This is a genomic window from Streptomyces sp. NPDC004721 (genome assembly GCF_053601495.1).
Genome location: NZ_JBSGBZ010000039.1, coordinates 1 through 24,167 on the forward strand (window position 1 = coordinate 1; position 24,167 = coordinate 24,167).

The 24,167-nt window shown below is 71.7% G+C and carries 23 protein-coding genes; 14 read left to right on the plus strand and 9 right to left on the minus strand.

Annotated features, from left to right (window positions below):
- Positions 1–126: 126 nt before the first annotated feature.
- The 4 genes from ACWEK3_RS29170 to ACWEK3_RS29185 form a co-directional block, all read right to left on the minus strand.
- A complete protein-coding gene (locus ACWEK3_RS29170) occupies positions 127–2,463 on the minus strand; it encodes a beta-xylosidase/alpha-l-arabinosidase (RefSeq protein ID WP_453250969.1) in 2,337 nt (778 codons plus the stop codon).
- Between the two features lie 84 nt (positions 2,464–2,547).
- Complete coding sequence (locus ACWEK3_RS29175; protein WP_453250970.1) at positions 2,548–3,447, minus strand: carbohydrate ABC transporter permease; 900 nt, start codon at positions 3,445–3,447, stop codon at positions 2,548–2,550.
- A gap of 4 nt (positions 3,448–3,451) precedes the next feature.
- Entirely contained in the window at positions 3,452–4,348 is an 897-nt protein-coding gene (locus ACWEK3_RS29180; RefSeq protein ID WP_450540862.1) for a carbohydrate ABC transporter permease, read from the minus strand.
- Positions 4,345–5,655, minus strand: a complete 1,311-nt coding sequence (locus ACWEK3_RS29185) for an ABC transporter substrate-binding protein (RefSeq protein ID WP_450540864.1) — start codon at positions 5,653–5,655, stop codon at positions 4,345–4,347. Before ACWEK3_RS29185 ends, ACWEK3_RS29180 begins: the two co-directional genes overlap by 4 nt.
- A 154-nt stretch (positions 5,656–5,809) precedes the next feature.
- On the opposite strand from ACWEK3_RS29185, the gene ACWEK3_RS29190 reads away from it, so the two are divergent.
- The 4 genes from ACWEK3_RS29190 (at position 5,810) to ACWEK3_RS29205 (ending at position 9,792) form a co-directional block, all read left to right on the plus strand.
- On the plus strand, positions 5,810–6,838 hold the full coding sequence (locus tag ACWEK3_RS29190; RefSeq protein ID WP_376405472.1) for a LacI family DNA-binding transcriptional regulator: 1,029 nt from the start codon (positions 5,810–5,812) through the stop codon (positions 6,836–6,838).
- Between the two features lie 94 nt (positions 6,839–6,932).
- Complete coding sequence (locus ACWEK3_RS29195) at positions 6,933–8,018, plus strand: LCP family protein (RefSeq protein ID WP_453250971.1); 1,086 nt, start codon at positions 6,933–6,935, stop codon at positions 8,016–8,018.
- Between the two features lie 118 nt (positions 8,019–8,136).
- Positions 8,137–8,493, plus strand: a complete 357-nt coding sequence (locus ACWEK3_RS29200) for a YciI family protein (RefSeq protein ID WP_376405469.1) — start codon at positions 8,137–8,139, stop codon at positions 8,491–8,493.
- A 42-nt stretch (positions 8,494–8,535) separates the two neighbouring features.
- Positions 8,536–9,792 (plus strand): RNA polymerase sigma factor, encoded by a 1,257-nt coding sequence (locus tag ACWEK3_RS29205; RefSeq protein ID WP_450540868.1) that lies wholly within the window; start codon positions 8,536–8,538, stop codon positions 9,790–9,792.
- Positions 9,793–9,815: 23 nt separating this feature from the next.
- Here the strand turns inward: ACWEK3_RS29205 and ACWEK3_RS29210 are convergent, their stop codons facing one another.
- Positions 9,816–11,024 carry a class I SAM-dependent methyltransferase gene (locus tag ACWEK3_RS29210; protein ID WP_453250972.1) on the minus strand — a complete coding sequence of 403 codons (1,209 nt, stop codon included), beginning with the start codon at positions 11,022–11,024 and terminating at the stop codon, positions 9,816–9,818.
- 90 nt (positions 11,025–11,114) lie between these two features.
- Here ACWEK3_RS29210 and ACWEK3_RS29215 point away from each other — a divergent pair, with 90 nt between their 5' ends.
- From ACWEK3_RS29215 to ACWEK3_RS29245, 7 genes are all read left to right on the plus strand, one after another.
- The gene (locus ACWEK3_RS29215) at positions 11,115–12,059 is read left to right on the plus strand and encodes a polysaccharide deacetylase family protein (protein WP_450540872.1); all 945 of its coding nucleotides are present in this window, start codon (positions 11,115–11,117) and stop codon (positions 12,057–12,059) included.
- On the plus strand, positions 12,056–12,901 hold the full coding sequence (locus tag ACWEK3_RS29220) for a polysaccharide deacetylase family protein (protein ID WP_450540874.1): 846 nt from the start codon (positions 12,056–12,058) through the stop codon (positions 12,899–12,901). Before ACWEK3_RS29215 ends, ACWEK3_RS29220 begins: the two co-directional genes overlap by 4 nt.
- 350 nt (positions 12,902–13,251) lie before the next feature.
- On the plus strand, positions 13,252–13,560 hold the full coding sequence (groES, locus tag ACWEK3_RS29225; protein ID WP_100569792.1) for a co-chaperone GroES: 309 nt from the start codon (positions 13,252–13,254) through the stop codon (positions 13,558–13,560).
- 130 nt (positions 13,561–13,690) lie between these two features.
- On the plus strand, positions 13,691–15,316 hold the full coding sequence (gene groL / locus ACWEK3_RS29230) for a chaperonin GroEL (protein WP_361418660.1): 1,626 nt from the start codon (positions 13,691–13,693) through the stop codon (positions 15,314–15,316).
- Positions 15,317–15,523: 207 nt separating this feature from the next.
- The gene (locus ACWEK3_RS29235; RefSeq protein ID WP_450540876.1) at positions 15,524–16,303 is read left to right on the plus strand and encodes a LamB/YcsF family protein; all 780 of its coding nucleotides are present in this window, start codon (positions 15,524–15,526) and stop codon (positions 16,301–16,303) included.
- Positions 16,300–16,974, plus strand: a complete 675-nt coding sequence (locus ACWEK3_RS29240) for a 5-oxoprolinase subunit B family protein (protein ID WP_450540878.1) — start codon at positions 16,300–16,302, stop codon at positions 16,972–16,974. The genes ACWEK3_RS29235 and ACWEK3_RS29240 overlap by 4 nt, the downstream gene beginning before the upstream one ends.
- 431 nt (positions 16,975–17,405) lie before the next feature.
- Positions 17,406–18,272: a 5-oxoprolinase subunit C family protein gene (locus ACWEK3_RS29245; protein WP_450540933.1), complete on the plus strand. Its 867-nt coding sequence runs from the start codon at positions 17,406–17,408 to the stop codon at positions 18,270–18,272.
- 6 nt (positions 18,273–18,278) lie between these two features.
- Here ACWEK3_RS29245 and ACWEK3_RS29250 read toward each other — a convergent pair whose 3' ends face one another.
- The 3 genes from ACWEK3_RS29250 to ACWEK3_RS29260 all read right to left on the minus strand — a co-directional run bounded on the left by ACWEK3_RS29250 (position 18,279) and on the right by ACWEK3_RS29260 (position 20,687).
- Positions 18,279–18,986 carry an ester cyclase gene (locus ACWEK3_RS29250; protein WP_390727217.1) on the minus strand — a complete coding sequence of 236 codons (708 nt, stop codon included), beginning with the start codon at positions 18,984–18,986 and terminating at the stop codon, positions 18,279–18,281.
- Between the two features lie 126 nt (positions 18,987–19,112).
- Entirely contained in the window at positions 19,113–19,886 is a 774-nt protein-coding gene (locus ACWEK3_RS29255; protein WP_361418672.1) for an SDR family NAD(P)-dependent oxidoreductase, read from the minus strand.
- 120 nt (positions 19,887–20,006) lie between these two features.
- The gene (locus ACWEK3_RS29260) at positions 20,007–20,687 is read right to left on the minus strand and encodes an MOSC domain-containing protein (RefSeq protein ID WP_450540880.1); all 681 of its coding nucleotides are present in this window, start codon (positions 20,685–20,687) and stop codon (positions 20,007–20,009) included.
- Positions 20,688–20,768: 81 nt separating this feature from the next.
- On the opposite strand from ACWEK3_RS29260, the gene ACWEK3_RS29265 reads away from it, so the two are divergent.
- The gene (locus ACWEK3_RS29265) at positions 20,769–21,677 is read left to right on the plus strand and encodes a LysR family transcriptional regulator (protein WP_361418679.1); all 909 of its coding nucleotides are present in this window, start codon (positions 20,769–20,771) and stop codon (positions 21,675–21,677) included.
- Between the two features lie 94 nt (positions 21,678–21,771).
- Here the strand turns inward: ACWEK3_RS29265 and ACWEK3_RS29270 are convergent, their stop codons facing one another.
- Positions 21,772–22,101 (minus strand): WhiB family transcriptional regulator, encoded by a 330-nt coding sequence (locus ACWEK3_RS29270; protein WP_402690267.1) that lies wholly within the window; start codon positions 22,099–22,101, stop codon positions 21,772–21,774.
- Between the two features lie 381 nt (positions 22,102–22,482).
- Here ACWEK3_RS29270 and ACWEK3_RS29275 point away from each other — a divergent pair, with 381 nt between their 5' ends.
- Together ACWEK3_RS29275 and ACWEK3_RS29280 are read left to right on the plus strand one after the other, a co-directional pair.
- Entirely contained in the window at positions 22,483–23,094 is a 612-nt protein-coding gene (locus tag ACWEK3_RS29275) for a response regulator transcription factor (protein ID WP_003948568.1), read from the plus strand.
- 460 nt (positions 23,095–23,554) lie between these two features.
- Positions 23,555–24,142: a sigma-70 family RNA polymerase sigma factor gene (locus tag ACWEK3_RS29280; RefSeq protein WP_390727214.1), complete on the plus strand. Its 588-nt coding sequence runs from the start codon at positions 23,555–23,557 to the stop codon at positions 24,140–24,142.
- Positions 24,143–24,167 lie beyond the last annotated feature (25 nt).

Below are 24,167 nucleotides of genomic sequence, written 5' to 3' on the forward strand. Positions count from 1 at the left end.
GTCCGGTGCGGGAGGTTGGCGCGGAGCGCCGCCTGCACTGCGAAACGGAAACCGCAGCCCCGCTTTCCCACCCTCCCACCCGTCTCGGTGAGTTGAGAGGTTTTGAAGCGGGGGTCCGGGCGGGGGTCAAGCCGTCGGTGCGGTTTCCGTTTCGCAGTGCAGGCGGCGCTCCGCGCCAACCTCCCGCACCGGACCCGTCAGGGTCAGGTGCGCCGTGTGGCGGACGTCCGACGCCGACGTGGCCAGCCGCAGTTCCAGGGCGCCCGGCTCCACCACCCGCCGGCCCGTGCGGTCGGTGAACGCCGACAGGTCCGCGTGGAAGCGGAAGGTCACCCGGCGGGACTCGCCGGGGTCCAGCTCCAGCCGCCGGTAGCCGATCAGGCGGACGTCCGGGCGGGTCACCGACGCCACCGGGTCGTGCAGGTACAGCTGCACGACCTCCGCGCCGGCCCGGTCACCGGTGTTGCGCACGGTCAGCGAGACGTCGTACGAGCCGTCCGTGCCGATCTCCGTGCCGGTCGCCGCGCCGGTCTCCGCGCCTTCGGCGCCCTGGAAGTCCGACCACTCGAACGTCGTGTAGGACACCCCGTGCCCGAACGGGTACAGCGGCGTCGGGTCCAGGCTGCTCACCTCGCCCGCCAGGCCCAGCGGCGGCTGGAGGTACGTCCACGGCTGGCCGCCGGGCCCGCGCGGCACGCTCACCGGCAGCCGGCCCGAGGGGTTCACGCGGCCCGACAGGACGCCCGCGACCGCAGGGCCGCCCTCCTCGCCCGGGAAGAACGCCTGCACGGCCGCGCCCAGCCGGCCGTCCCAGCGGCCGAGCGCGTAGGGGCGGCCGGTGAGCAGGACGAGGACGACGGGGACGCCCGTCTCCACCAGCGCGTCCAGCAGCGCGCCCTGCACGCCGGGCAGCGCGAGGTCCGCCACGTCGCAGCCCTCGCCCGACGTGCCCCGGCCGAACAGGCCCGAGCGGTCACCGAGGACCGCCACGCACACGTCCGCCTCCCGAGCCCGGGCGACCGCCTCCTCGAAGCCGGAGGCGTCCGGCTCGGAGACGCCGCAGCCCTCCGTGAACGTCACCTTCGCGTCCGGCAGTTCGCCGCGCAGGGCGTCCAGCAGGGTGGGGATCTCGATGCCCATGGGCACCTCGGGGTGCTGGGTGCCCACATGGGAGGGGAAGGAGTAGCAGCCCAGCATCGCCAGGGCGTCCGCGGCCCGGGGGCCGACGACCGCGATCCGGGTGTCGGGGGAGAGGGGCAGCACCCCGTCCGGGTTGGCCAGCAGCACCACCGACTCCTCGGCCACCCGGCGGGCCACGGCCCGGTTCTCCGCCGAGTCCAGGTCGATGGACTCGGCCGGGGCGTCCGCGGCCCAGTCCTCGTCCAGCAGGCCCAGTTCGCACTTCTGGAGCAGGACGCGACGGGCCGCGCGGTCCACCAGCGACTCCGGAACCGTGCCGTCCTGGACCGCCGCCACCAGTTCCTTGCCGTAGCACTTCAGCGTCGGCAGCTCGACGTCGATGCCGGCGGCCAGGGCCAGGTGCGCCGACTCGGCGGGGGTGCCGGCGACCCGGTGCAGGGTCCGCAGGAAGTCGATCGCGAAGTAGTCGGCGACCACCGTCCCGGTGAAACCCCACTGCTCACGCAGGAGTTCGGTGAGCAGCCGCGGGTCCGCGGAGGCCGGGACGCCGTCCGTCTCCGTGTACGCGGCCATCACCGAGCGCGCGCCGCCCTCGCGCAGCGCCATCTCGAAGGGCGGGAGCGTGACGTCGGCGAACTCCCGGGTACCGGCCCGCACCGGGGCAAGGTTGCGGGCGCCCGCCGAGGAGGCGTACCCGGCGAAGTGCTTCAGCGTGGACACGATCCCCGCCGACTCCAGGCCCCGCACGTACGCGCTGCCGATCGTGCCGACCAGGTACGGGTCCTCGCCGGCGGTCTCCTCGACCCGGCCCCAGCGGGGATCGCGGACCACGTCCAGGACGGGCGCGAGCCCCTGGTGCACGCCCACCGCGCGCATGTCCCGCCCGATGCGGCCGGCCATCTCCTCCACCAGCGCCAGGTCGAACGTGGCACCCCACGCCAGCGGGACCGGATAGGCGGTCGCGCCCCAGGCGGTGAAGCCCGCCAGGCACTCCTCGTGCGCGACCGCGGGGATGCCGAAGCGGCCGGCCTCGGCGATCCGGCGCTGGGCGCGGGCCAGTGCCTGCGCGCCCAGCGCGGGGTCCACGGGGGCGGTGCCGAAGGAGCGGGTGAGCTGACCGAGTCCGAGGGTGATCAGCTCGTCCCAGTCGTAGTCCGTGTTCATCTGCTGCTGGTGCGGAGCGACGCCGTCGCCGTCCGTCGCGGCACCCACCCACACGCCGTACAGCTGGGCGACCTTCTCCTCAAGGGTCATCCGGGAGAGCAGGTCGTCGACGCGGGCGGCGGCGGGCAGGGCGGGGTCGCGCCAGGGGGCGGTGGTCATGAAACTCCTGTCGGGTCTGGCGGGTCTGGCGGGTGTGTCAATGAGGGGGGATTCGGCTGCCGCGGGTCGGCCCCGGTCACTCGGTCACTTGCCGCCCACGCCCATCAGGCCGCCCACGAGGGCGCGCCGGGCCACCAGGTAGACGGCGAAGATCGGGATGCCGGAGAGGACGACGGAGGCGAGCAGCGCGGGGATGTTCACGCCGAACTCGCTGACGTAGTTGAACAGGCCGAGGGTCAGCACGCGCGGGCCGTCGGACTGGGTGAAGATCAGCGGGAAGAGGAAGCCGTTCCAGGCCTGGAGGGCGGAGTAGACGACGACCGTGCTGATGCCGCCCTTGGCCATCGGGATGACCAGCTGGAACAGCATCCGCGTGGGGGAGGCGCCGTCCAGCGCCATCGCCTCGTACAGCTCCTCGGAGATGTCCCGCAGGGTGCCGGTGAGGATGAGCGTCGAGACCGGCATCGCGAACGCCGCCGTCGGCAGGATGACCGCGAGCAGGCTGTCGTAGAGGTTCAGCTTGGCGATCATCAGGTAGAGCGGGACGACGACCGCCTGGGCCGGGATCGCGACCCCGAGCAGGAACATGCGGAAGGCCGCGCCCGACCAGAAGCTGCGGGTGCGGACGGCGACGTAGGCGAGCGGGACGCACAGGACGAGGACGATGGCCACCACCGCCGCCGCGACGGTCATCGTGTTGGCGAGGAGGTGGCCGAAGCCGCTGTGCAGGACGGTGTTGTAGTTCTCCAGGGTCGGGTGCCCGGGCGGGTCGAGGGCGTTGCCCAGCGCCTCGTCCTGCCGGGTCAGCGAGGTCGAGATCATCGCGTAGATCGGGATGATCACGACGATCAGCCAGGCGACCGAGCCGAGGCCGGCCAGCGGGTTCGGGCGCCTGGTCCAGTGGTGGCGGCGGTGCGTGGGGGCCGCGGTCACCGGCGTCCCGGGGGTGCGCAGCGGACGGCGTGGCAGCGTATCGTGTGACACCTCGTCACATTCCTTCCCTGGTGCTGCGCATGGCGCCGAAGCCGGTCAGCCGGACCAGCAGCAGCGACAGCGCGGTGGCGGCCACGACGAGGAAGGACGCGATGGCGCTCGCGTAGCCGAAGTCGTAGCTCTTGAAGCCCGCCTCGTACATCAGGTACGGCAGGATCGCGGTGTCCGTGCCGGGGCCGCCCTGGGTCAGGATCAGGACGGTCTCGAAGTACGTGAGCGAGCCGACGATCATCAGCACGCTGGACGTGGTCGCCGTGTTGCGCAACTGGGGCAGGGTGATCGAGAAGAACTGGCGGTAGCGGCCGGCGCCGTCGATGGCCGCGGCCTGGTAGAGGACCTCGGGGATCTGCCGCGCCCCGCCCTGGTAGATCAGGGTGTGGAAGGGGATGAACTGCCAGCCGCCGACGAAGACGATCGCCAGGAAGGCGCCGGACGTCGAGCCGAACGTGTCCCCGCGGATGATGCCGAAGTTCGGGTCGAGCAGGGAGTAGAAGAGCAGCGCGATCGCCGTCGAGGACAGCAGGAACGGCGTGAAGAAGATCGCGGACAGCACCGCCCGGTTGCGCTGGCGGCCCGCCGCCCAGACGCCCAGCAGCAGCGAGATCACCGTCTGGAAGGTCCAGCTGACCACGGTGAGCAGCACGGTCACCGTGATGGACTGGGTCAGGCGCGGATCGTTGAACAGTTTCTGCCAGTTGGCCAGGCCCGCCGGTTCGGGGTCGCCCAGGCCGTTCCACTTGGTGAAGGACAGGTAGAAGGCCAGGACCATCGGGGCGATGGCGAAGAAGGCGAAGAACAGAACGCCGGGCAGGGCCCAGGCGGCGTGCGGGCGACCGGCCCGCACGCCCTTCCCGGGCCTGCCCTTCGTTCCGGTGGAGACCGTCGAACTCACTTCAGCCCCTGGAGCGCGGTGACGAACTGGCTCGGGCTCGACTTGCCCACGAACAGCTTGTTGATCTCGGTGAGCATCGGCGTGGAGACGTTCGGGTCGACCGCCTGGTCCCAGCTCAGGGTGAACGCCGGGGCCTGCTGCACCATCTGGTACTGGAACTTGGCGAACTCGGGGTTGGGGGAGGCGTCCAGCAGGTTGGCCGCGTTGGACGTGGTCGGGATGTCGCCGTTGGCGATCAGGTCCTTGGCGTACTGCTCGGAGGCGCAGTCCTTCAGGAAGGCGATCGCCGCGTCCTTGTTGGACGTACGGGCGTTCACCGACCAGTAGTTGGTCGGGTTGCCGACCACGTTGCGGATGTCGCCGGCGCCGCCGTCGTACTTCGGGAACGCGCACCAGCCCAGGCTCTTCTTGGCGAAGTCCGGGAACTCGCCGAGCTGCGTGGAGTACTCCCACGAGCCCATCAGGTGCATGGCCGCCTTGCCCTTGGCGAAGACCGCCGGCGCGCCCTTGTTGGTGTACGCCACCGAGCTGAAGCCCTTGCCGAAGGCGCCGTCGTCGATGAGCTGCTTGACCGTCTCGGCGGCCTTGAGGACGGCCGGGTCGCCCCAGCCGGAGGAGTCGCCGTTCTTGATCTTGTCGAAGACCTCGGGGCCGCCGATGCGGTCGACCAGGTACTCCAGCCACATCAGTTCCGGCCAGATGTCGGCGCCGCCGAGCGCGAACGGGGTGATCTTCGCCTTCTTCAGCTTGGCGTTGATGTCGAGCAGCTGGTCCCAGGTAGTGGGCGGCTGGAGCTTGTGCTCGGCGAAGATGGCCTTGTTGTAGAAGAGCATCACCGGCTGCATGCCGCGCATCGGGATACCGAAGTTGCGTCCGCTGAGGGCGCCGGCCGCGAGTACGGAGGGCAGGAAGCCGTCCTTGAGGACCGGGTCGGACTCGATGGTGTCGGTCAGGTCGATCAGCTGGCCCGCGTCCTTGTACGCCTTGATGGAGCCGCCACCCCAGTTGAAGAACACGTCCGGGGCGTGGGGCGAGCCCATCGCGGTGCGCAGCTTGGCCGGGTAGTCCGAGCCGGGCACCTTCTCCAGCTTGATCCTGCCCTTCGCCTTCTTGGCCGCGGCGGAGGCGTTGAACCGGGTGACGGCCGCGGTCTGCACCTTCACCGCGTCGTCGCCGTACACCATCGCCGTGATCGTGCCGCCCGAGCCGCCGGAGCCGCTGCCGGAGCCGCAGGCGGTAAGTCCGGCGGCCGAGATGAGGGTGGTGGCGCCGGCGCCGAGAAACCAGCGCCTGCTGTAGGACTCCATGTGACGGCACCTCTCACGAATGTCGTGTTCCGAATGTTCGTCTGGCCGAACTGTTCGAGTGGCCGAATGTTTCGTATGGCACTTCGAATGTTCCGGGAACCTAAGGCGGTCGAGGGGGTTCGTCAAGAGGTCTCGCAGAGATACGATCGCGGCTATGAAGCCGACGAAGACCGCAGGAACGCAGACCGCCACGCTCGCCGAGATCGCCCGCGAGGCCGGTGTGTCGGCTCCGACTGTTTCGAAGGTTCTCAACGGTCGTGCCGACGTCGCCCCGACCACCCGCTCCCGGGTCGAGGAGCTGCTGCGGGCGCACGGCTACCGGCGCCGGCGGGCCGAGGCGACCCGCTCGCCGCTGATCGACCTGGTCTTCCACGAGCTGGAGAGCGCCTGGGCGATGGAGGTCATCCGGGGCGTGGAGAACGTGGCGCGGGACGCGGGGCTGAGCGTCGTGCTCTCCGAGAGCGCGGGCCGGCTCACCCCCGGGCGGACCTGGGCCGACCAGGTCGCCGCCCGCCGGCCGCACGGCGTGGTCCTGGTGCTGTCCGGGCTCGACGAGTCCCAGCGGGCGCTGCTGACCAGCCGTTCCATCCCGTTCGTGGTGATGGACCCGGCCGGCGACCCGGGCGCCGACGTGCCTTCGATCGGCGCCACCAACTGGCAGGGCGGGCTGGCCGCCACCCGGCACCTGGTGGAGCTCGGGCACACCCGTATCGGCGCGATCAGCGGGCCGTCCCGGATGATGTGCAGCCGCGCCCGGGTCGACGGCTACCGGGCCGCGCTGGAGACGGCCGGGCTGCCGGTGGACCCGTCGCTGATCATGACCGGCGACTTCCACCACGAGGCCGGCTACCGGCTGGGGCTGAAGCTGCTGCGCCGCGAGGACCGGCCGACCGCCGTCTTCGCGGGCAACGACCTCCAGGCGCTCGGCGTGTACGAGGCGGCGCGCGAACTGGGCCTGCGCGTCCCGGAGGACCTGAGCGTGGTCGGCTTCGACGACCTGCCGGTGGCGCGCTGGGTCGGACCGCCGCTGACGACCGTGCGCCAGCCGCTCACGGAGATGGCCGAGGCGGCGGCGAAACTGGTGCTGGACCTCGGGCGCGAGGAGGACTCGCCGGTGGCGACGAGGGTGGAACTGGCCACGAGTCTGGTGGTGCGCAGCAGTACGGCGGCGCCCGCGAAGTGAAGCTCAAGTGCCGAAAGTTTCGGGGAAGATGAGATTTTCCGAAGAATTCGGTCGTGGGCGCCTCGCTCTGTCGGGCTCCTCGTGAGTCGGACGTATGTTCCTCCCCGTGAGGGGACACAACAGGGGACATGACAGGGGACAGGACGACAGCGACAGCGAGGAGGCGGGCGGAGGGTCCGGCCGGCGGTCACGGGCTCTGAAGGCCGTGGGCCTCGGCCTGTCGGGCGTCCTGGTGCTGGGCGCCGCGGCGGCGGGCTTCGCGTACTGGCACCTGAACCAGAACATCAAGAGCGTCGACATCAACAGCGCGCTCGGGGACGACCGTCCGCCCGGGCCGCGCACGGGACCGTCGGCCGACACGGCCGCCCTGCCCAGAGGGGCCCTCAACATCCTGGTCCTCGGCTCGGACTCGCGCAGCGGCGAGCAGAACGAGGAACTCGGCGGCGGCGACAGCGAGGGCGCCCGCTCCGACACCGCGATGATCGTGCACATCGACGCCGGCCGGACCTCGGCCACCGTGGTGAGCATCCCGCGCGACACGCTGGTGACCCGCCCGCCCTGCCCGCTGGAGTCCGGCGGCTCCACGGCGGTGGCGAACTACACCATGTTCAACAGCGCGTACTCGGTGGGCGGACCGGTGTGCGCGGTCAAGACGGTCGAGACGCTCACCGGCATCCGCATGGACCACTACATCGAGATCGACTTCTCCGGCTTCGCGAAGCTGGTGGACGCGATGGGCGGGGTCACCGTCACCACCGAGCTGGACATCGACGACGACAAGAGCCATCTGCACCTGAAGGCCGGTACCCACCATCTGAACGGCACCGAGGCCCTGGCCCTGGCCCGCACCCGGTACGGCGTGGGCGACGGCAGCGACCTGGGCCGCATAGGCCTCCAGCAGACCCTGGTCAAGGCGCTGCTGGAGGAGATCTCCGACTCCGGCCTGCTGGACGACCCCGCCGGGCTCTACCGGGTCGCCGACGCGGTGACCGGCAGCCTGACCACCGACACCGGCCTCGACTCGCTGGGCGAACTGACGACCCTCGGCGAGAGCCTGAAGGGCCTGTCGGCGCAGAACGTGAAGACGGTGACCATGCCGGTGGTGGCGGCCCCGTGGAACCCCAACCGGGTGGTGGCGCAGGAACCGGACGCGGGCGACCTGTGGACGTCGCTGCGGTGAGCGCCCGCCGCGGAAAATCTTCGAGGAATTCCGGAGAGCGTGTCGATTCCGCGGTGTCCCGTTCGACGCACGGGTGAGAGGCGGGGAAAGGACCCCGCCCCGAACCGAGGAGTCACCGATGCCGCGTTACCTGTCGCTCGTGAAGATCGACGAGACCACCATGCCCGCCGAGGGCCCCAGCCCCGAGCTGATGCGGCGCATGGGTGAGCTGATCGAGGAGGTCACCAAGGCGGGCGTGATGCTCGACACCGCCGGGCTGACCCCGTCCGCGCAGGGCACCCGGGTGCACTGGGAGAGCGGGAGGATCTCCGTCACCGACGGCCCCTTCACGGAGTCGAAGGAGGTCATCGGCGGCTACGCGATCATGCAGTGCAAGGACATGGCCGAGGCGATCGAGTGGTCCAAGCGGTTCCTCAAGGTCCACGAGGAGTTCTGGACGGTGACCTGTGAGGTGCGCGAGATCGCCGAGGGCTGAGCGGTTTGGCCCCGGGCCGCCGGGGGTGTTCGATGGTGGACTGTGGAACAGCAGCCCAGCGGACCCTCCGGCGCCCTGGAGACCGTCTTCCGGCTCGAGTCGCCGCGTGTCGTCGCCGCCGTCGCCCGGATCGTGCGGGACGTCGGCATAGCCGAGGAGCTGACGCAGGACGCGCTGGTCGCGGCGCTGGAGCAGTGGCCCAGGGACGGGGTGCCGGACAACCCCGGCGCCTGGCTGATGACCACGGCCCGGCACCGCGCCGTCGACCTGGTGCGCCGCCGCGAGCGGTACGCCCGCAAGCTCCAGGAGATCGGCCGGGACCTTGGGACGGTGGCACCGCCCGAGGAGCCCTCCGCCCCGGACGACATCGACGACGACCTGCTGCGCCTGGTCTTCACCACCTGCCACCCCGTGCTGTCCGCCGACGCCCGCACCGCGCTCACCCTGCGGCTGCTCGGCGGTCTGACCACGGCCGAGATCGCCCGCGCGTTCCTCGCGCCCGAGCCGACGATCGCCCAGCGGATCGTGCGCGCCAAACGCACCCTGGCCAAGCGGAACGTCGCCTTCGAGGTGCCGTACGGCCCCGACCGCGAGGCCCGGCTCGGCTCGGTCCTGGACGTCATCTACCTGATCTTCAACGAGGGGTACGCCGCGACGGCCGGCGACGACTGGCTGCGCCCGGGGCTGTGCGAGGACGCGCTGCGCCTGGCCCGGCTGCTGGCGGGCCTGATGCCGAAGGAGGCGGAGGCGCACGCGCTGGCGGCCCTCCTGGAGTTCCAGGCCTCCCGCTCCGCCGCCCGCACCGGCCCGCACGGCGAACCGGTCCTGCTCAGGGACCAGAACCGCCGCCGCTGGAACCGCATGCTCATCGCCCGCGGCGTCACCGCGCTGGCCCAGGCCGAGGCCTCTGCCGCCGGCGGCCCCGGCCCGTACCTCCTCCAGGCCGCCATCGCCGCCTGCCACGCGCACGCGTACACCTACGAGGAGACCGACTGGCCGAGGATCGCGGCCCTCTACGGTCTGCTGGCCGCCCGGTCCCCGTCGCCCGTCGTCGAGTTGAACCGCGCGGTCGCCGTGTCGATGGCCGAGGGCCCGGCCCCGGCGCTGCGGATCGTCGACGCCCTCGCCGCCGAACCCGCCCTGCGCGACTACCACCTGCTGCCCAGTGTCCGCGCCGACCTGCTGGCCCGCCTCGGACGTACGGCGCAGGCGCGCGCCGAGTTCGAACGGGCGGCGGCCCTGGCCCGCAACGAGCGGGAGCGGGAACTGCTGCTGAGGCGGGCCGCGGAGTCCGGCTGAGTGTTCGTCGCGTTCCGAGGGCGTCAGCCCGCCCGGTGGCCGAGCAGCATGGTGGGGGCCCCGGCGACCCGGGTGAGGAACACCGTCGCCGCGTTCCTGCCGTGCGGCTTCGGAAGGACCTTCCTGCGCAGTTCCTCCGGCTCGACCGCAGAGCCCCGCTTCTTCACGGTCAGCGCGCCCACCTCGCGCTCCCGCAGCAGGGCCTTCAGCTTCTTGACGTTGAAGGGGAGCCGGTCGGTGATCTCGTAGGCGGTGGCGTACGGGGTGGGACGGAGTTCGTCGGCGGTCACGTACGCGATGGTCGCGTCGATCAGGCCGCCGTCGAGTTCCCGGGCGGCCTCGGCGACCAGGTGGGCGCGGATCACGGCGCCGTCGGGCTCGTACAGGTAGCGGCCCGGGGTGCGGACCGGAGGGTCGGGCAGGCCGCGGCCACGCAGGGTGCGCGGGCCGGGCAGCAGGGTGGCCCGGACCAGGCCCGGCTCGGTGCCGAACCACAGCACCGCCTCCTTCACGTCCCCGCCGTCGGAGATCCACTCGGCCTCGGCCTGGGGCGGGACCAGCTCGTGCGGGATTCCGGGGGCGATCTTCAGGGCCGCGCGGGGCGCCCGGAGCGCGGCGCCGACGGCCCAGGACAGCGGCGGCGAGTACGCCTCGGGGTCGAAGATGCGCCCGCCCGCGGCCCGGCCGCCGCCCCTTCCTCCGCCCGCTCTGCGGGCCGGGTCCACGAACACCGCGTCGTACGACGCCGTGTCGACCTCCGTGACGTCCGCCTCCCGTACCTCGATCAGGTCCGCCACCCCGAGCGCCTCGGCGTTCGCGCGGGCCGCGGCGGCGGTCAGCGGGTCCCGGTCCACGGCGAGGACCCGGATCCCGGCGCGGGCGAGGGCGATCGCGTCGCCGCCGATCCCGCAGCACAGGTCCGCGACCGAGGACACCCCCGACTCCCGCAGCCGGCCCGCCCGGTACGCCGCCACGCTCGCCCGCGTCGACTGCTCCACCCCGTTCGGCGTGAAGAACATCCGCCCCGCGTCCTCGGCCCCGAACTTCGCGGCCGCCCGCTGCCGCAACCGGGCCTGGCCGAGTGCCGCCGACACCAGTTCGGCGGGGTGCTCACGGCGCAGCCGGGTGGCGACCGCGAGTTCGTCGGCGGGTTCGGTGCCGCGCACCTCGTCGAGGAGGGCGCGGCCCTCGGGGGTGAGCAGCGAGGCGAAGGCGTGGAGGTGGTCGTTCACCGGGTCATTGTGGGCCAGTCGGTGGACGGTGTGCCTGCGGCCGCGGTGTCGCCCCGGGTTCCGGGCGGTGGCCTGCGAGGATCCGGCGCCATGAGGCAAGTAGTACAAAATGACAAAAAGGGCCCCGAAAGGGCCCCGAGTCACAGGACCCGGATCCGCGGTGGGCTCGCGGTGCTCGCTGTCGCCGCCCTCGCCTCCGGCTGCGCACAGCCGGAGGCGCAGGTGCGCCCGGCCCCCGGCCAGCAGCACCCCCAGGCGCCCCCCGCCCCCGCTGCCGCCCCCGGCTCCTTCGCCGATCGCCTGCACACCTCCTACGCGCAGCGGGCGGCCACCGCCAAGCGCTGGAGTCTGGAGCGGGTCCCGCTGATCCCCCCGCAGCCGCCCACGGCGAAGCCGAGGGCCACCGCCCGCGCCGGTTTCGAGGTGAAACACCAGAAGGACTGGAACCTGCCCCCGGTCTTCACCACGGTCCCCACCAAGGACAAGGTCGTCTTCCTCACCATCGACGACGGAGCGGAGAAGGACCCGGAGTTCCTGCGGATGATGCGGGACCTGAAGATCCCGTACACGGCGTTCCTCACCGACGACCTCATCAAGGGCGACTACGGCTACTTCTGGAAGATGCAGGGCTCCGGGGTCACCCTCAACAACCACACCCTGCACCACCGCTACCTGCCGGCCCTCTCCTACGAAGAGCAGAAGCGCGAGATCTGCGGCATGCAGGACATCATGGAGGAGCGGTTCGGCAAGCGCCCGAAGATGTTCCGCCCGCCGTACGGCAACTACAACCAGGACACCCTGCGCGCCGCCAGGTCCTGCGGCATCGAGTACGCGCCCATCTGGAACGAGGAGGTCTACGTCGACCACTGGGAGTTCCGCGAGGACGACCAGCGACTGCGGCCCGGCGACATCGTGCTCACCCACTTCCGGGGCCGCGGCGAGTGGAACGGCACGATGGCCGACGACATGCGCCGGTTCCTGAACAAGGTCACGGCCGACGGGTACGCGGTGGCCCGGCTGGAGGACTACCTGTGAAACCGCGGCCCGTCCGGCCGCGGCGCCTGGCCGCGGCTCTGCTCGCCGCCTCGCTGCTGACCGGCTGTGCCACGTCCGTCGACCCCCTCGAGCGGCTCGGCCGCAAGGCGGCGCAGGGCGTACGGTCGCAGAGCCCGACGGCCGACCAGGCCGACCAGGCCTACCGGCGCTGGGGGCTCAGGGCGCCGCTCGCCGCGCCGCCGAAGCCGCCGGACCGTCCGCCGCGGCTCGCCGGCGCCACCCCGTCCGGCGGCCTGCCCGAGGTCGTGGACCGCGTCGCGACCTCCGACCCGGTGGTCTTCCTCACTTACGACGACGGCGCGGAAAAGGATCCGCGGTTCGTCGACATGGTCCGTGAACTGCGGCTGCCGGTCAGCATGTTCCTCACGGACAGTGTCGTCGGACCGGGGTACGGGCACTTCGCGCACCTGATGTCGGTCGGCGCGGACCTCCAGAACCACACCCTGGACCACCCCTCGCTGCGCGGCCTGTCCTACGCGGGCCAGCGCGCCGAGATCTGCGGCCAGCGGGACAAGATCCGCTCCCGCTTCGGCGTCAGTCCCCGCCTCTTCCGCCCGCCCTACGGCAGATACGACACGACGACCCTGCGCGCCGCCGCCGACTGCGGGGTCTCGGCGGTCGCCCTGTGGCGCGGCGTCACGACCGACACCGGCCTGCGCTTCAGGCACGGCCCCCACGAACTGCGCCCCGGTGACATCCTCCTCGTCGCCTCGGACGACGACGACCTCGACGGCCCACCCCTACGCGACCGCACGACCCGCCTGCTCCGCAGAATCCAGAAGAAGGGCCTGACGGTGGGCCGGCTGCAGGACTATCTCTGAGCAGGGGTTCTCAGCCGAGTCCGGCATCAAGCAGCCCGTCCGGCGCTTGAGGACGAGGCCGTCCAGGCCGAAGACGGGGGTCCGGGGCGAAGCCCCCAGGGCCGTCCGCACAGACCCACAGCACCTTGAACAGACGTTCCCCCAAACGCACCCCACCCCCGACGCGCCACGAGGCAATTGGCACTCCGCTTGACCGAGTGCTAACGACGGTCATAGTCTCAGGTCTGGCACTCCCCCCTGGAGAGTGCCAACAAAGCGACGGGCAGGTCCGGCACCCGCGACGACGGATCCACCTGGTCGCCACCTCAGACAGTTAACCCCGTGAGATCTCCGAAGGGGGAGGTCGGATCGTGACGACCGCCAGCACCAAGGTTGCCATCAAGCCGCTCGAGGACCGCATTGTGGTCCAGCCGCTGGACGCCGAGCAGACCACGGCCTCTGGCCTGGTCATCCCGGACACCGCGAAGGAGAAGCCCCAGGAGGGCGTCGTCCTGGCCGTGGGCCCGGGCCGCTTCGAGGACGGCAACCGTCTTCCGCTTGACGTGAAGGTCGGCGACGTCGTGCTCTACAGCAAGTACGGCGGCACCGAGGTGAAGTACAACAACGAGGAGTACCTCGTCCTCTCGGCTCGCGACGTCCTCGCGATCATCGAGAAGTAGTTCACCCGCTTCTTCACCAAGACGAAGCAATTCTGCTTGAGCTGCGCCCCTGGCCCCCCGCGACCGATAAGAAGCCGGGCGCCCGGGGCGCAGTGTCTTTCCATCAGATTTCGAGAGGGCTCCCGCTGCCATGGCGAAGATCCTGAAGTTCGACGAGGACGCCCGTCGCGCCCTCGAGCGCGGCGTCAACAAGCTTGCCGACACGGTCAAGGTGACGATCGGCCCCAAGGGCCGCAACGTCGTCATCGACAAGAAGTTCGGCGCGCCCACCATCACCAACGACGGCGTCACCATCGCCCGTGAGGTCGAGATCGAGGACCCGTACGAGAACCTCGGCGCCCAGCTGGTGAAGGAGGTGGCGACCAAGACCAACGACATCGCGGGTGACGGCACCACCACCGCCACCGTGCTGGCCCAGGCGCTCGTGCGCGAGGGCCTGAAGAACGTCGCCGCGGGCGCCTCCCCGGCCGCGCTCAAGAAGGGCATCGACGCCGCGGTCAAGGCCGTCTCCGACGACCTGCACGCCTCGGCCCGCCCGATCGACGAGAAGTCCGACATCGCCGCCGTCGCCGCGCTGTCCGCCCAGGACCAGCAGGTCGGCGAGCTCATCGCCGAGGCGATGGACAAGGTCGGCAAGGACGGCGTCATCACCGTCGAGGAGTCCAACACCTTCGGTCTGGAGCTGGACTTCACCGAGGGCATGGCCTTCGACAAGGGCTACCTGTCCCCGTACTTCGTCACGGACCAGGAGCGTATGGAGGCCGTCCTCGACGACCCGTACATCCTGATCCACCAGGGCAAGATCTCCGCCATCGCGGACCTGCTCCCGCTCCTCGAGAAGATCATCCAGGGCAACGCCTCGAAGCCGCTGCTGATCATCGCCGAGGACGTCGACGGCGAGGCCCTGTCGACCCTGGTCGTCAACAAGATCCGTGGCACGTTCAACGCCGTGGCCGTCAAGGCCCCCGGCTTCGGCGACCGCCGCAAGGCGATGCTCCAGGACATGGCGGTCCTCACCGGCGCCACGGTCATCTCCGAGGAGGTCGGCCTCAAGCTCGACCAGGCCGGTCTGGACGTCCTCGGCTCCGCCCGCCGCGTCACCGTCACCAAGGACGACACCACGATCGTCGACGGCGCCGGCAAGAAGGGCGACGTGGAGGGCCGCATCTCCCAGATCAAGGCCGAGATCGAGAACACCGACTCCGACTGGGACCGCGAGAAGCTCCAGGAGCGCCTCGCGAAGCTGGCCGGCGGCGTGTGCGTGATCAAGGTCGGCGCCGCCACCGAGGTGGAGCTGAAGGAGAAGAAGCACCGTCTGGAGGACGCCATCTCCGCGACCCGCGCCGCGGTCGAGGAGGGCATCGTCTCCGGTGGTGGCTCCGCGCTCGTCCACGCCGTGAAGGTCCTGGAGGGCAACCTCGACAAGACCGGCGACGAGGCCACGGGTGTCGCGGTCGTCCGCCGCGCCGCCGTCGAGCCGCTGCGCTGGATCGCCGAGAACGCCGGTCTCGAGGGCTACGTCATCGTCTCCAAGGTGGCGGAGCTGGAGAAGGGCAGCGGCTACAACGCCGCCACCGGCGAGTACGGTGACCTGATCAAGGCCGGCGTCATCGACCCGGTCAAGGTCACCCGCTCCGCCCTGGAGAACGCCGCCTCCATCGCCTCCCTCCTGCTCACGACCGAGACCCTGGTCGTCGAGAAGAAGGAAGAGGAAGAGCCGGCCGCCGCGGGCCACGGCCACGGCCACGCCCACTGAGCACTCCGCTGAGCTGAACCGAACCACCGGTGCCCGGCACCCCTACGGGGGTGCCGGGCACCGTCGTCGTCGGCCCCATTGACGGTGGCCTGCGGCATGATGCGGGGGTGCGACGGCCGGGTGCGAAAAGGGACGCCGTCGCCGAGTACCGCGACCTGCACGGCGCATGATCCGTCCCGAGTGGCAGAACCGAGCTGCGGAGCGTTCATGATCGATCTCAACAGTGACCTCGGCGAGGGCTTCGGGCAGTGGCGGCTCGGTGACGACGACGCGCTGCTGTCCCTCGTCACCAGCGCCAATGTGGCCTGCGGCTTTCACGCCGGCGACCCCACCGTGATGCGCCGGACGTGCGAGCGGGCCGCCGAGCGCGGCGTCGCCATCGGCGCCCAGGTGGGCTACCGGGACCTGGCGGGCTTCGGGCGCCGCTTCATCGACGTCGACCCCGCCGAGCTGGTCAACGACGTCGTCTACCAGATCGCCGCGCTCGACGGCTTCGCCCGGCTCGCCGGCACCCGCGTCGCGTACGTGAAGCCGCACGGCGCCCTCTACAACACGATCGTCCACCACGAGGCGCAGGCCGCCGCCGTCGCGGAGGCCGTGCGCCGCTACGACCCGGAGCTTCCGGTGCTTGGCCTGCCGGGCAGTGTCTGGCTGCGCACCGCCGGCGCGGCCGGGCTCACCCCGGTCCACGAGGCCTTCGCGGACCGGGCCTACACCCCCGCGGGCACCCTGGTCCCGCGCCGCGAACCGGGCGCGGTGCTGCACGACTCGGAGGTGATCGTGCGGCGCTGTCTGCGCATGGTGACCGAGGGCGTGGTGGAGGCCGTGGACGGCAGCGACGTGCCGGTCTCCGTGCGGTCATTGTGCGTGCACGGCGACACGGCCGACGCGGTCGCGATCGCGCGCCGGCTGCGTGAGGAGCTGGAGCGGGCCGGTCTCGCCCCGACGTCGTTCGCCGTGCCGAAGTCGCTGACGGTGCCGGCGTGAGCGTCGGGATCCGCCGGGTCGGCAGCCACGCCCTGCTGGTCGAGGCCGACGGCCTGGAGCAGGTGCTGGCACTGCGCGGCGCGCTGGAGGCGGACCGCCCGTGCGGCGTCCGGGAACTGGTCGCGGCCGCCCGCACGCTGCTCGTCACCTACGACCCCGCGGTCACCGCCCACCCGGCCGTGGCCGCGGCCGTGACGGAGCACGCGGCGGCCCTTGGCCCGGCCGGGCAGTCCGCCCCCGGCACCCCTTCGGCACCAGCCGAGTCCGCCGAGCCGGCCGGTGAGCGGATCGTCACCCTCGCCGTCCGCTACGACGGCGAGGACCTGTCCCACGTGGCCGAGTCGACGGGCCTGGGCGTGGGTGAGGTGATCACCCGGCACACCGCACCCCTCTACACGGTCGCCTTCGCGGGCTTCGCCCCGGGCTTCGGCTACCTCACGGGCACCGATCCGCTGCTGTGCCTGCCGCGCCGGTCCGAGCCGCGCACCGCGGTGCCGGCGGGCTCGGTCGCCGTCGCCGGCGGTTTCACGGGGGTCTACCCGCGCTCCTCGCCCGGCGGCTGGCAACTACTCGGCACCACCGACGCCACGCTGTGGGACGAGCGGCGCGACCAACCGGCACTGCTGGTCCCCGGCAGCCACGTCCGCTTCGTCCCCGAGGAGCCACGGTGACGACGCCCGCAGCGAAGACGACGACCGACGTCCCGGCCACGAGCGCCCCGACGGCGAGCGCACCGGCCACGACCGACCCGGTGGCGAGCGCCCCGGTCGCGACCGACCCGGTGGTGAGTGTTCCGGTCGCGACCGACCCGGCCACGAGCGCTCTGGCGGCGAGTGGTCCGACTACGACCGACCCGACTACGACCGACCCGGCCACGGCTGACCCGGCCACGGCTGACCCGGCCACGGCTGACCAAGCGGCGACCGACCCGATGGCGAGCGCTCTGGCGGCGAGTGTTCCGGCGACGACCGCTCCGGCCACGACCGCTGTGGCCACGACCGTTCCGGCGTCGAGCGCCCCGGCCGCGACCGCCCTGGCGGCGAGCGCTTCGGCCACGCCCGACCCGGGCACAACCGCGCCGGCGACCGGTTCCTGCCTGGAGATCCTGGCGCCCGGTCCACTCGCCACGGTCCAGGACCTGGGCCGGCCCGGCTGGGCCCACCTCGGGGTGCCGGGTTCTGGTGCCGCCGACCGGGACTCGCTGGCCCTCGCCAACCGGCTCGTGGGCAATCCCCAGGACGCGGCCGGAATCGAGACCACCTTCGGCGGCCTGCGGGTGCGCGTGCACTGCCGTACGCCGTCCGGGGCGCCGTCGGTGCTGTACGCGGCCCTGACGGGGGCGCCGTGCCCGGCCACCGTGGACGGCCGGTCCGTCCCGGTCGACGCGCCGTTCCCGCTGCACGACGGACAGACGCTGCACCTGGGCGTGCCCGGCACGGGGCTGCGTACGTACCTCGCCGTGCGCGGCGGGCTCGACACGCCGCTGCTCCTTGGCTCCCGCTCCACCGACCTGCTCTCCGGCATCGGCCTGCGGCCCCTGCGCACCGGCGACCGGCTGCCGGTCGGCCGCCCCGTGCTCCCCTTCCCGGGCGTGGACCTGGCGCCGCGCACGGCACCGCCACGCGAGTTCACGCTGCGCGTGGTGCGCGGGCCGCGCGACGACTGGTTCGACGACGCCTCGTACGCGGCGCTGCTCGGCGCCCGCTGGGAGGCGACCAGCCGCAGCAACCGGATCGGCATCCGGCTCGACGGGCCGGCCCTGACGCGTGTTCGTGACGGGGAGCTACCGGCCGAGGGCATGGTGCCTGGCGCCCTCCAGGTCCCGCCGAACGGCAGGCCGGTGCTGTTCCTCACCGACCACCCCGTCACCGGCGGCTACCCGGTCATCGCGGTCGTCGACGCCGCGGACCTGCCCCTGGCCGGACAGATACCGCCGGGCGCCGCCATCCGCTTCCGCGCCACCAGGTGAGTATCGCTACTGCTCCAACTCGTCCAGCGCCCCCAACTGCTGTAGCAGTCCCAACTGGTCGTGCTGCCACCACAGCTCGGCGATCCTGCCGTTGCCGCCGAAGCGGAAGACGGTCATGCCGGTCATGGTGACCCGCCTGCCGGTGGGCGCGATACCGAGGAACTCGCCCTTGTGTGTGGCGGTCCAGCTCCAGCGGGCGCAGACCCGGTCGCCCTGCGCCATCAGGTCCTCGACCGTGAAGGAGGCGTCGAAGGCGTCGCGCCACATGCGGAAGTCGCGGTGGATGGCGTCCAGGCCGATGGTGACCTGGGGATTGACGGGATCGTGGCTGTGGCAGTCCTCGTCGAGCAGGTCGTTGAGCGGCGGCAGCTCACCGGCGGTCGTGAGGGTGCCGTAGAAACGGCGCACGGCGATCTCGCAGAGCTGCTCGTCCCGGACGACGTCCAGGTCCGTGAAGGTGGGCGTCTCGTCGCAGAGGGCGACCAGGCCCCGGAAGATCTCGTCGGTCTCCGGCAGGTTCGAGCTCCGCATCGCCTCCTCGTACGACGGGAACTCCACCAGCTCGACGACGTGGGCTCCGTCCGACCGGTCCTTGCCGACGACCGCGTGCGTCGCGGTCCGCCTGCCCCCGGTCTTCTCGACCCAGCTGTCCAGCAGCCGGTTCATCTCCTCGAACCGGCTCGTCCTGCAGTCGATGAGCTGTACGAAGGTCATGACGCGCCTCCGGTCCCCCGGCCTGGTCCGGCTCTCCGCCAAGGAGGTCCGGGAAGGAAGGATGTCCGAACAGCCCATTTTCCCACCGGAGCGCCGTCGTCACCTCCGTACGTCACCTCCGCGACGTCACTGCGGGCCGTACTTGCGGCCCGTCTTCGAGGTGATCCCGCCCAGCAGGCCACGCGGTGTCACCTTCACCAGGCCCATCAGCGCCTTGTACCGAGGGTCCGGGATGGACAGGGTCTTGCCGTGGGCCAGATCCGTCAGGGCCGCCGCGACCAGCTTGTCCGCGTCCAGCCACATCCAGTTCGGGATGTTGTCCGTGCCCATGCCGGCCCGCTGGTGGAACTCGGTGCGCACGAAGCCGGGGCACAGCGCCATCAGCCGTACGCCGCTGCCGGCCAGGTCGCGCGCCGCGCCCTGGGTGAACTGCACGACCCACGCCTTCGACGCACCATAGGTGCCGCGCGGCACGAAGGCGGCCACCGAAGCCACGTTCACGACCCCGCCCCGGCCGCGCTCGCGCATCGCCGCGGTCGCCGCCGACGTCAGCCGCAGCACCGCCTCGACGTGCACCTTGATCATCCTGAGCTCGTCGGGCATCGACACGTCCAGGAAACGGCCCTTGTTGCCGAAGCCCGCGTTGTTGACCAGCAGGTCCACGGGGTCCTTGCGGTCGCCCAGCCGGGCGGCGACCGCCTCGATGCCCGCGTCCGTCGCCAGGTCGGCCGTCAGCACCTCGGCCTCGATGCCGTGCCGGTCGTGCAGCTCGGTGGCCTGCTCCGTCAGGCGCGCGGTGTCGCGAGCCACCAGCACCAGGTTGTGCCCGTCGGCCGCCAGCCGCCGCGCGAAGGCGGCGCCGATGCCCGCGGTCGATCCCGTAATCAGAGCCGTTGTCATGCCGAAAGATTAGTGGTCCCCGGCGCGTTGTCCCGATCTCTGCACAGGCCCTCCCGATCGATGGTGTCCACGTGTTCGTCCCCCTGTCCGTCCACGTGCCGGCAGGGCGATGACGGCCGGTCAGCCCGCGTATTCGCGCGCGTACTTCCGGGCCGCCGCCAGCGTCTCCGGGTGCAGCGCCGCACCCGCCGCGAGCAACCGGAGCAGCAGCGGGCGCTCGGTCGTCATGGCCCGGAACTGCAGGCCCACGGTCACGTCGTGGTCCGGGCGGTGCACGATCTCGACGGTGTCGCCCGCCCGGATCTCACCGGCTTCGAGCACCCGCAGATACGCGCCCGGCGCCGCCCTGCGCGTGAACCGCTTCACCCACCCCTTCTCACCCAGATGGCCCTGGAAGGTCCGGCAGGGAATCCGTCCGCTGGTGACCTCCAGGAGCACCGAAGGACCGAGCGGCGAGCCGATGCGCCAGCGCTCGCCGATCCGCGCGCCGGTGATGTCCAGGCCGAGCGTGGTGAGGTTCTCGCCGAAGGCGCCGTTGGCCAGCGTCCGGCCCAGCTCGCGCTCCCATGCGTCGAGGTCCTCGCGCGCCACCGCGTACACCGCCTGGTCGTCGCCGCCGTGGTGCCGCGTGTCGCACACCGCGTCCCCGGCCAGCCCGCTCGCGCCGACCCCCTTGGGCCCGGGCGCCGCCACTTCGACCGGCCCGTCCACCGGCCGCTTGCCGATGCCGGTCACGCCCTCCGGCTGGTCGGTGTACGGCACGGCCTCCGGGCGGCCCAGGTTCACTGACAGAAGCTTCATGCCGGCACGGTAGGCGAGCGGTGGTCAAAGTGTCGACGCGATAATCCGCCGCTCGCCCAAGTTTCACTTATGCTCGGTGGTGTGATCGAGGCTCGTCATCTCCGTGTGCTGCGTGCCGTAGCCACCACCGGCTCCTTTTCCGCGGCAGGGCGTGAACTGGGCTGCACCCAGCCCGCCGTCAGCCAGCAGATGAAGGCCCTCGAGGCGGCCGTCGGCACCCCGCTGCTGGTCCGGGCCGGCCGCGAGATGCGTCTGACCCAGGCCGGCGAGGCGCTCGTCCGGCATGCCACCGGCATCCTCGCCGGGCTCACCGCCGCCGAGGAGGAGATCGCCGCCATCGCCGGTCTGCGGGCCGGGCGGGTACGGCTCGTCTCCTTCCCCAGCGGGAGTTCCACGCTCGTGCCCACCGCGCTCGCCGCGCTGCGCGCCGCGCACCCCGGCACCCGCGTGTCCCTGGAGGAGGCCGAGCCGCCCAGGTCCGTCGAACTGCTGCGCCAGGGCGACTGCGACGTGGCGCTCGCCTTCCGCTACGAGGGGGCCGCGGGCGCGGGGGAGGGCGCCGGGGAGTGGGAGGACCTGGTCGTACGGCCGCTGCTGACCGACCGGCTCGTGGGGCTGGTGCCCGAGCGGCACCGGCTGGCCCGCGCGGGATCCGTCGCCATCGGCGAACTCGCGGGCGAACCGTGGATCGCGGGCTGCCCGCGCTGCCGCGGCCAGCTGGTCCAGGTGTGCGAGGGCGCCGGCTTCACGCCCCGTATCGACTTCGCGACGGACGACTACCCGGCGGTGGTCGGCCTGGTGGGCGCGGGACTGGGGGTCGCAGTCCTGCCCCAGCTCGCGGTCGAGTCGGTACGGCCCAGGGGCGCGCGCACCGTGGAGCTGGAACCGGCGGTGCGGCGGGAGATCGTCGCCCTCACCCTGCCCGACCTGGCACAGGTACCGGCGGTGGCGGCGACGCTGGAGGAGCTGGTGCGGGCCGGGGCCCGCTGACACAAGCTGACACAAGGGGATCGGGTATCGCGAGGGCACGCGTGGCGCGTGCCCTGCTGCGGCTCAATGCGACCGGATAAGAAGAAACGTTCCTTCAGTTGTCCGAGGCGGTGTCCCCGCTGGTCGACGACGCCGTCACCAGCCGGTTCCGTGCCCGCCCCATGAGCTCTTCGCGCTCGTCCTCGGTCAGGCCTCCCCACACTCCGTACGGCTCGCGCACCGCCAGGGCGTGTGCCGCGCACTCCGCACGGACCGGGCACCTCATGCAGACCTCCTTGGCCGAGTTCTCTCGAGCACTCCGAGCCGCCCCGCGCTCGCCCTCGGGATGGAAGAAGAGCGAGCTGTCGACCCCGCGGCAGGCAGCCAGCAACTGCCAGTCCCACAGGTCCGCGTTCGGTCCGGGAAGGCGGGAGAAATCTGCCATTACGTGACCCCTTGTAGCCGTTCGTGGCGGATACGGTGCCAACGACCGTACATCTCCGATCTAAGGAGATGAAAATATGACTCATTGCGAATCTAGCTCCAGACACCTAGAAACGGGAACAAAAGGGGCTAAATGGGGCATAGCTTGTGATGAAAAGTTGAGGGTCTGACGTTCATGTCTGCTCTGTGTCCGTTCCCTCACGTAGAGTGCCGAAGACGGCGTACAGCCCCGTAACTCTTTCGAGTGACCGTCGTTGAGAGTGCGGAGGCGGTTGAGAACACAAGCGCTCGGGCGGGCGTCCGAGACGGTCGACCGCACAGGTGACGATTCCGTACCAGCCTGGAGGCTCAAGGTGACGCGCATCAGCTGCGGAGGACGGCCATGACATCCGTCCTCGTCTGCGACGACTCCCCGCTTGCCCGAGAGGCGCTGCGCCGCGCGGTCGCGACCGTGCCCGGCGTCGAGCGCGTGACGACGGCGGCCAACGGCGAGGAAGTCCTCCGCCGCTGGGGCGCCGACCGCTCCGACCTCATTCTCATGGACGTGCGCATGCCCGGACTGGGCGGCGTCGAGACCGTCCGGCGCCTGCTGTCCGCGGATCCCGGCGCGCGCATCATCATGCTCACCGTCGCCGAGGACCTCGACGGTGTGGCGCTCGCCGTGGCCGCCGGGGCACGCGGGTACCTGCACAAGGACGCCTCCCGTGCGGAGCTGCGGGCCACGGTGACGCAGGCCCTCGCCGACCCCACCTGGCGGCTCGCGCCGCGACGGCTGCGCTCGGCCGAGATGGGCGCCGCGCCCACGCTCACCGCGCGGGAGATCCAGGTCCTGGAGGGCATGAGCCACGGCCGCTCCAACGCGGAGATCGGCCGCGAGCTGTTCCTCTCCGAGGACACGGTCAAGACCCACGCCCGTCGGCTGTTCAAGAAGCTCGGCGCCTCGGACCGCGCGCACGCGGTGGCCCTCGGTTTCCGCTGGGGCCTGGTCCGCTAGGACCCGTGCGGATCCTGGACGGATCGCTCCGGTCCGGCGTACCGGCACGCGACGTCATCCCCACGCACGGCAACGAGCGTGGGGGGCGTCCGGTCTGCCGGTCGTGCGGCCGTGCCGCTCGTACGCCTCCGCACGGGCTCCGCTCCCCGGACTTCCCGGTCCCGGGCGGTCGGGAGGCGGCCGGCAGCCGTCGCGGCCCGGTGAGGACGTGGGCCCGGACCGCGGTTGACGTGCCATACCTCATCGCGGACGCCGGTGGCAAAGCGCCCCGCCGGGCGCCTGCTGCTCGTTTCGCCGCGGATGACGCATCCTTGAGGGTGTGGAGTTCCTCGCGGACGAGTTGGTCGAGCGGAAGGGGAGGGCGCAGGGGATGAGCTTCGGCGCACCTGCTCATAACGCTTCGGTGCACAACCACGAAGGCGGTGCCACGGAACAGACGACGTCAAGGCACCATGGACCGATGCGCGACGACCAGGCGGCACTTGCCCAAGGGGCGATCGGTGCGCTCGTCCACCGCGCCGTCGACGGCGACGAGCAGGCCACGCACGATCTGCTCGCCCGTGTGCATCCGCTGGCGCTGCGCTACTGCCGCACCCGGCTGTCGCGGCTCCCGGGCGATGCCCGGCACTTCGTGGAGGACCTCGCCCAGGAGGTCTGCGTCGCGGTCCTGCTGGCCCTGCCGCGCTACAAGGACACCGGGCGCCCCTTCGAGGCGTTCGTCTTCGCCATCGCCGCCCACAAGGTCGCCGACCTGCAGCGCGCCGCCATGCGGCACCCGGGCTCGACGGCCGTGCCCTCGGACGAGATGCCCGAGCGTCCGGACGACTCCCTCGGCCCCGAGGAGCGCGCCCTGCTCAGCAGTGACGCCGCGTGGGCCAAGAAGCTGCTGGCCAGCCTCCCGGAGAACCAGCGCGAGCTGCTGCTGCTGCGCATCGCGGTGGGGTTGACCGCGGAGGAAACGGGACAGATGTTGGGAATGTCACCAGGCGCGGTCCGGGTGGCCCAGCACCGGGCGCTCAGCCGGCTGCGCGCCCTGGCCGAACAGTAGGCGGCGGTCCCGCCCCGCACGCGGG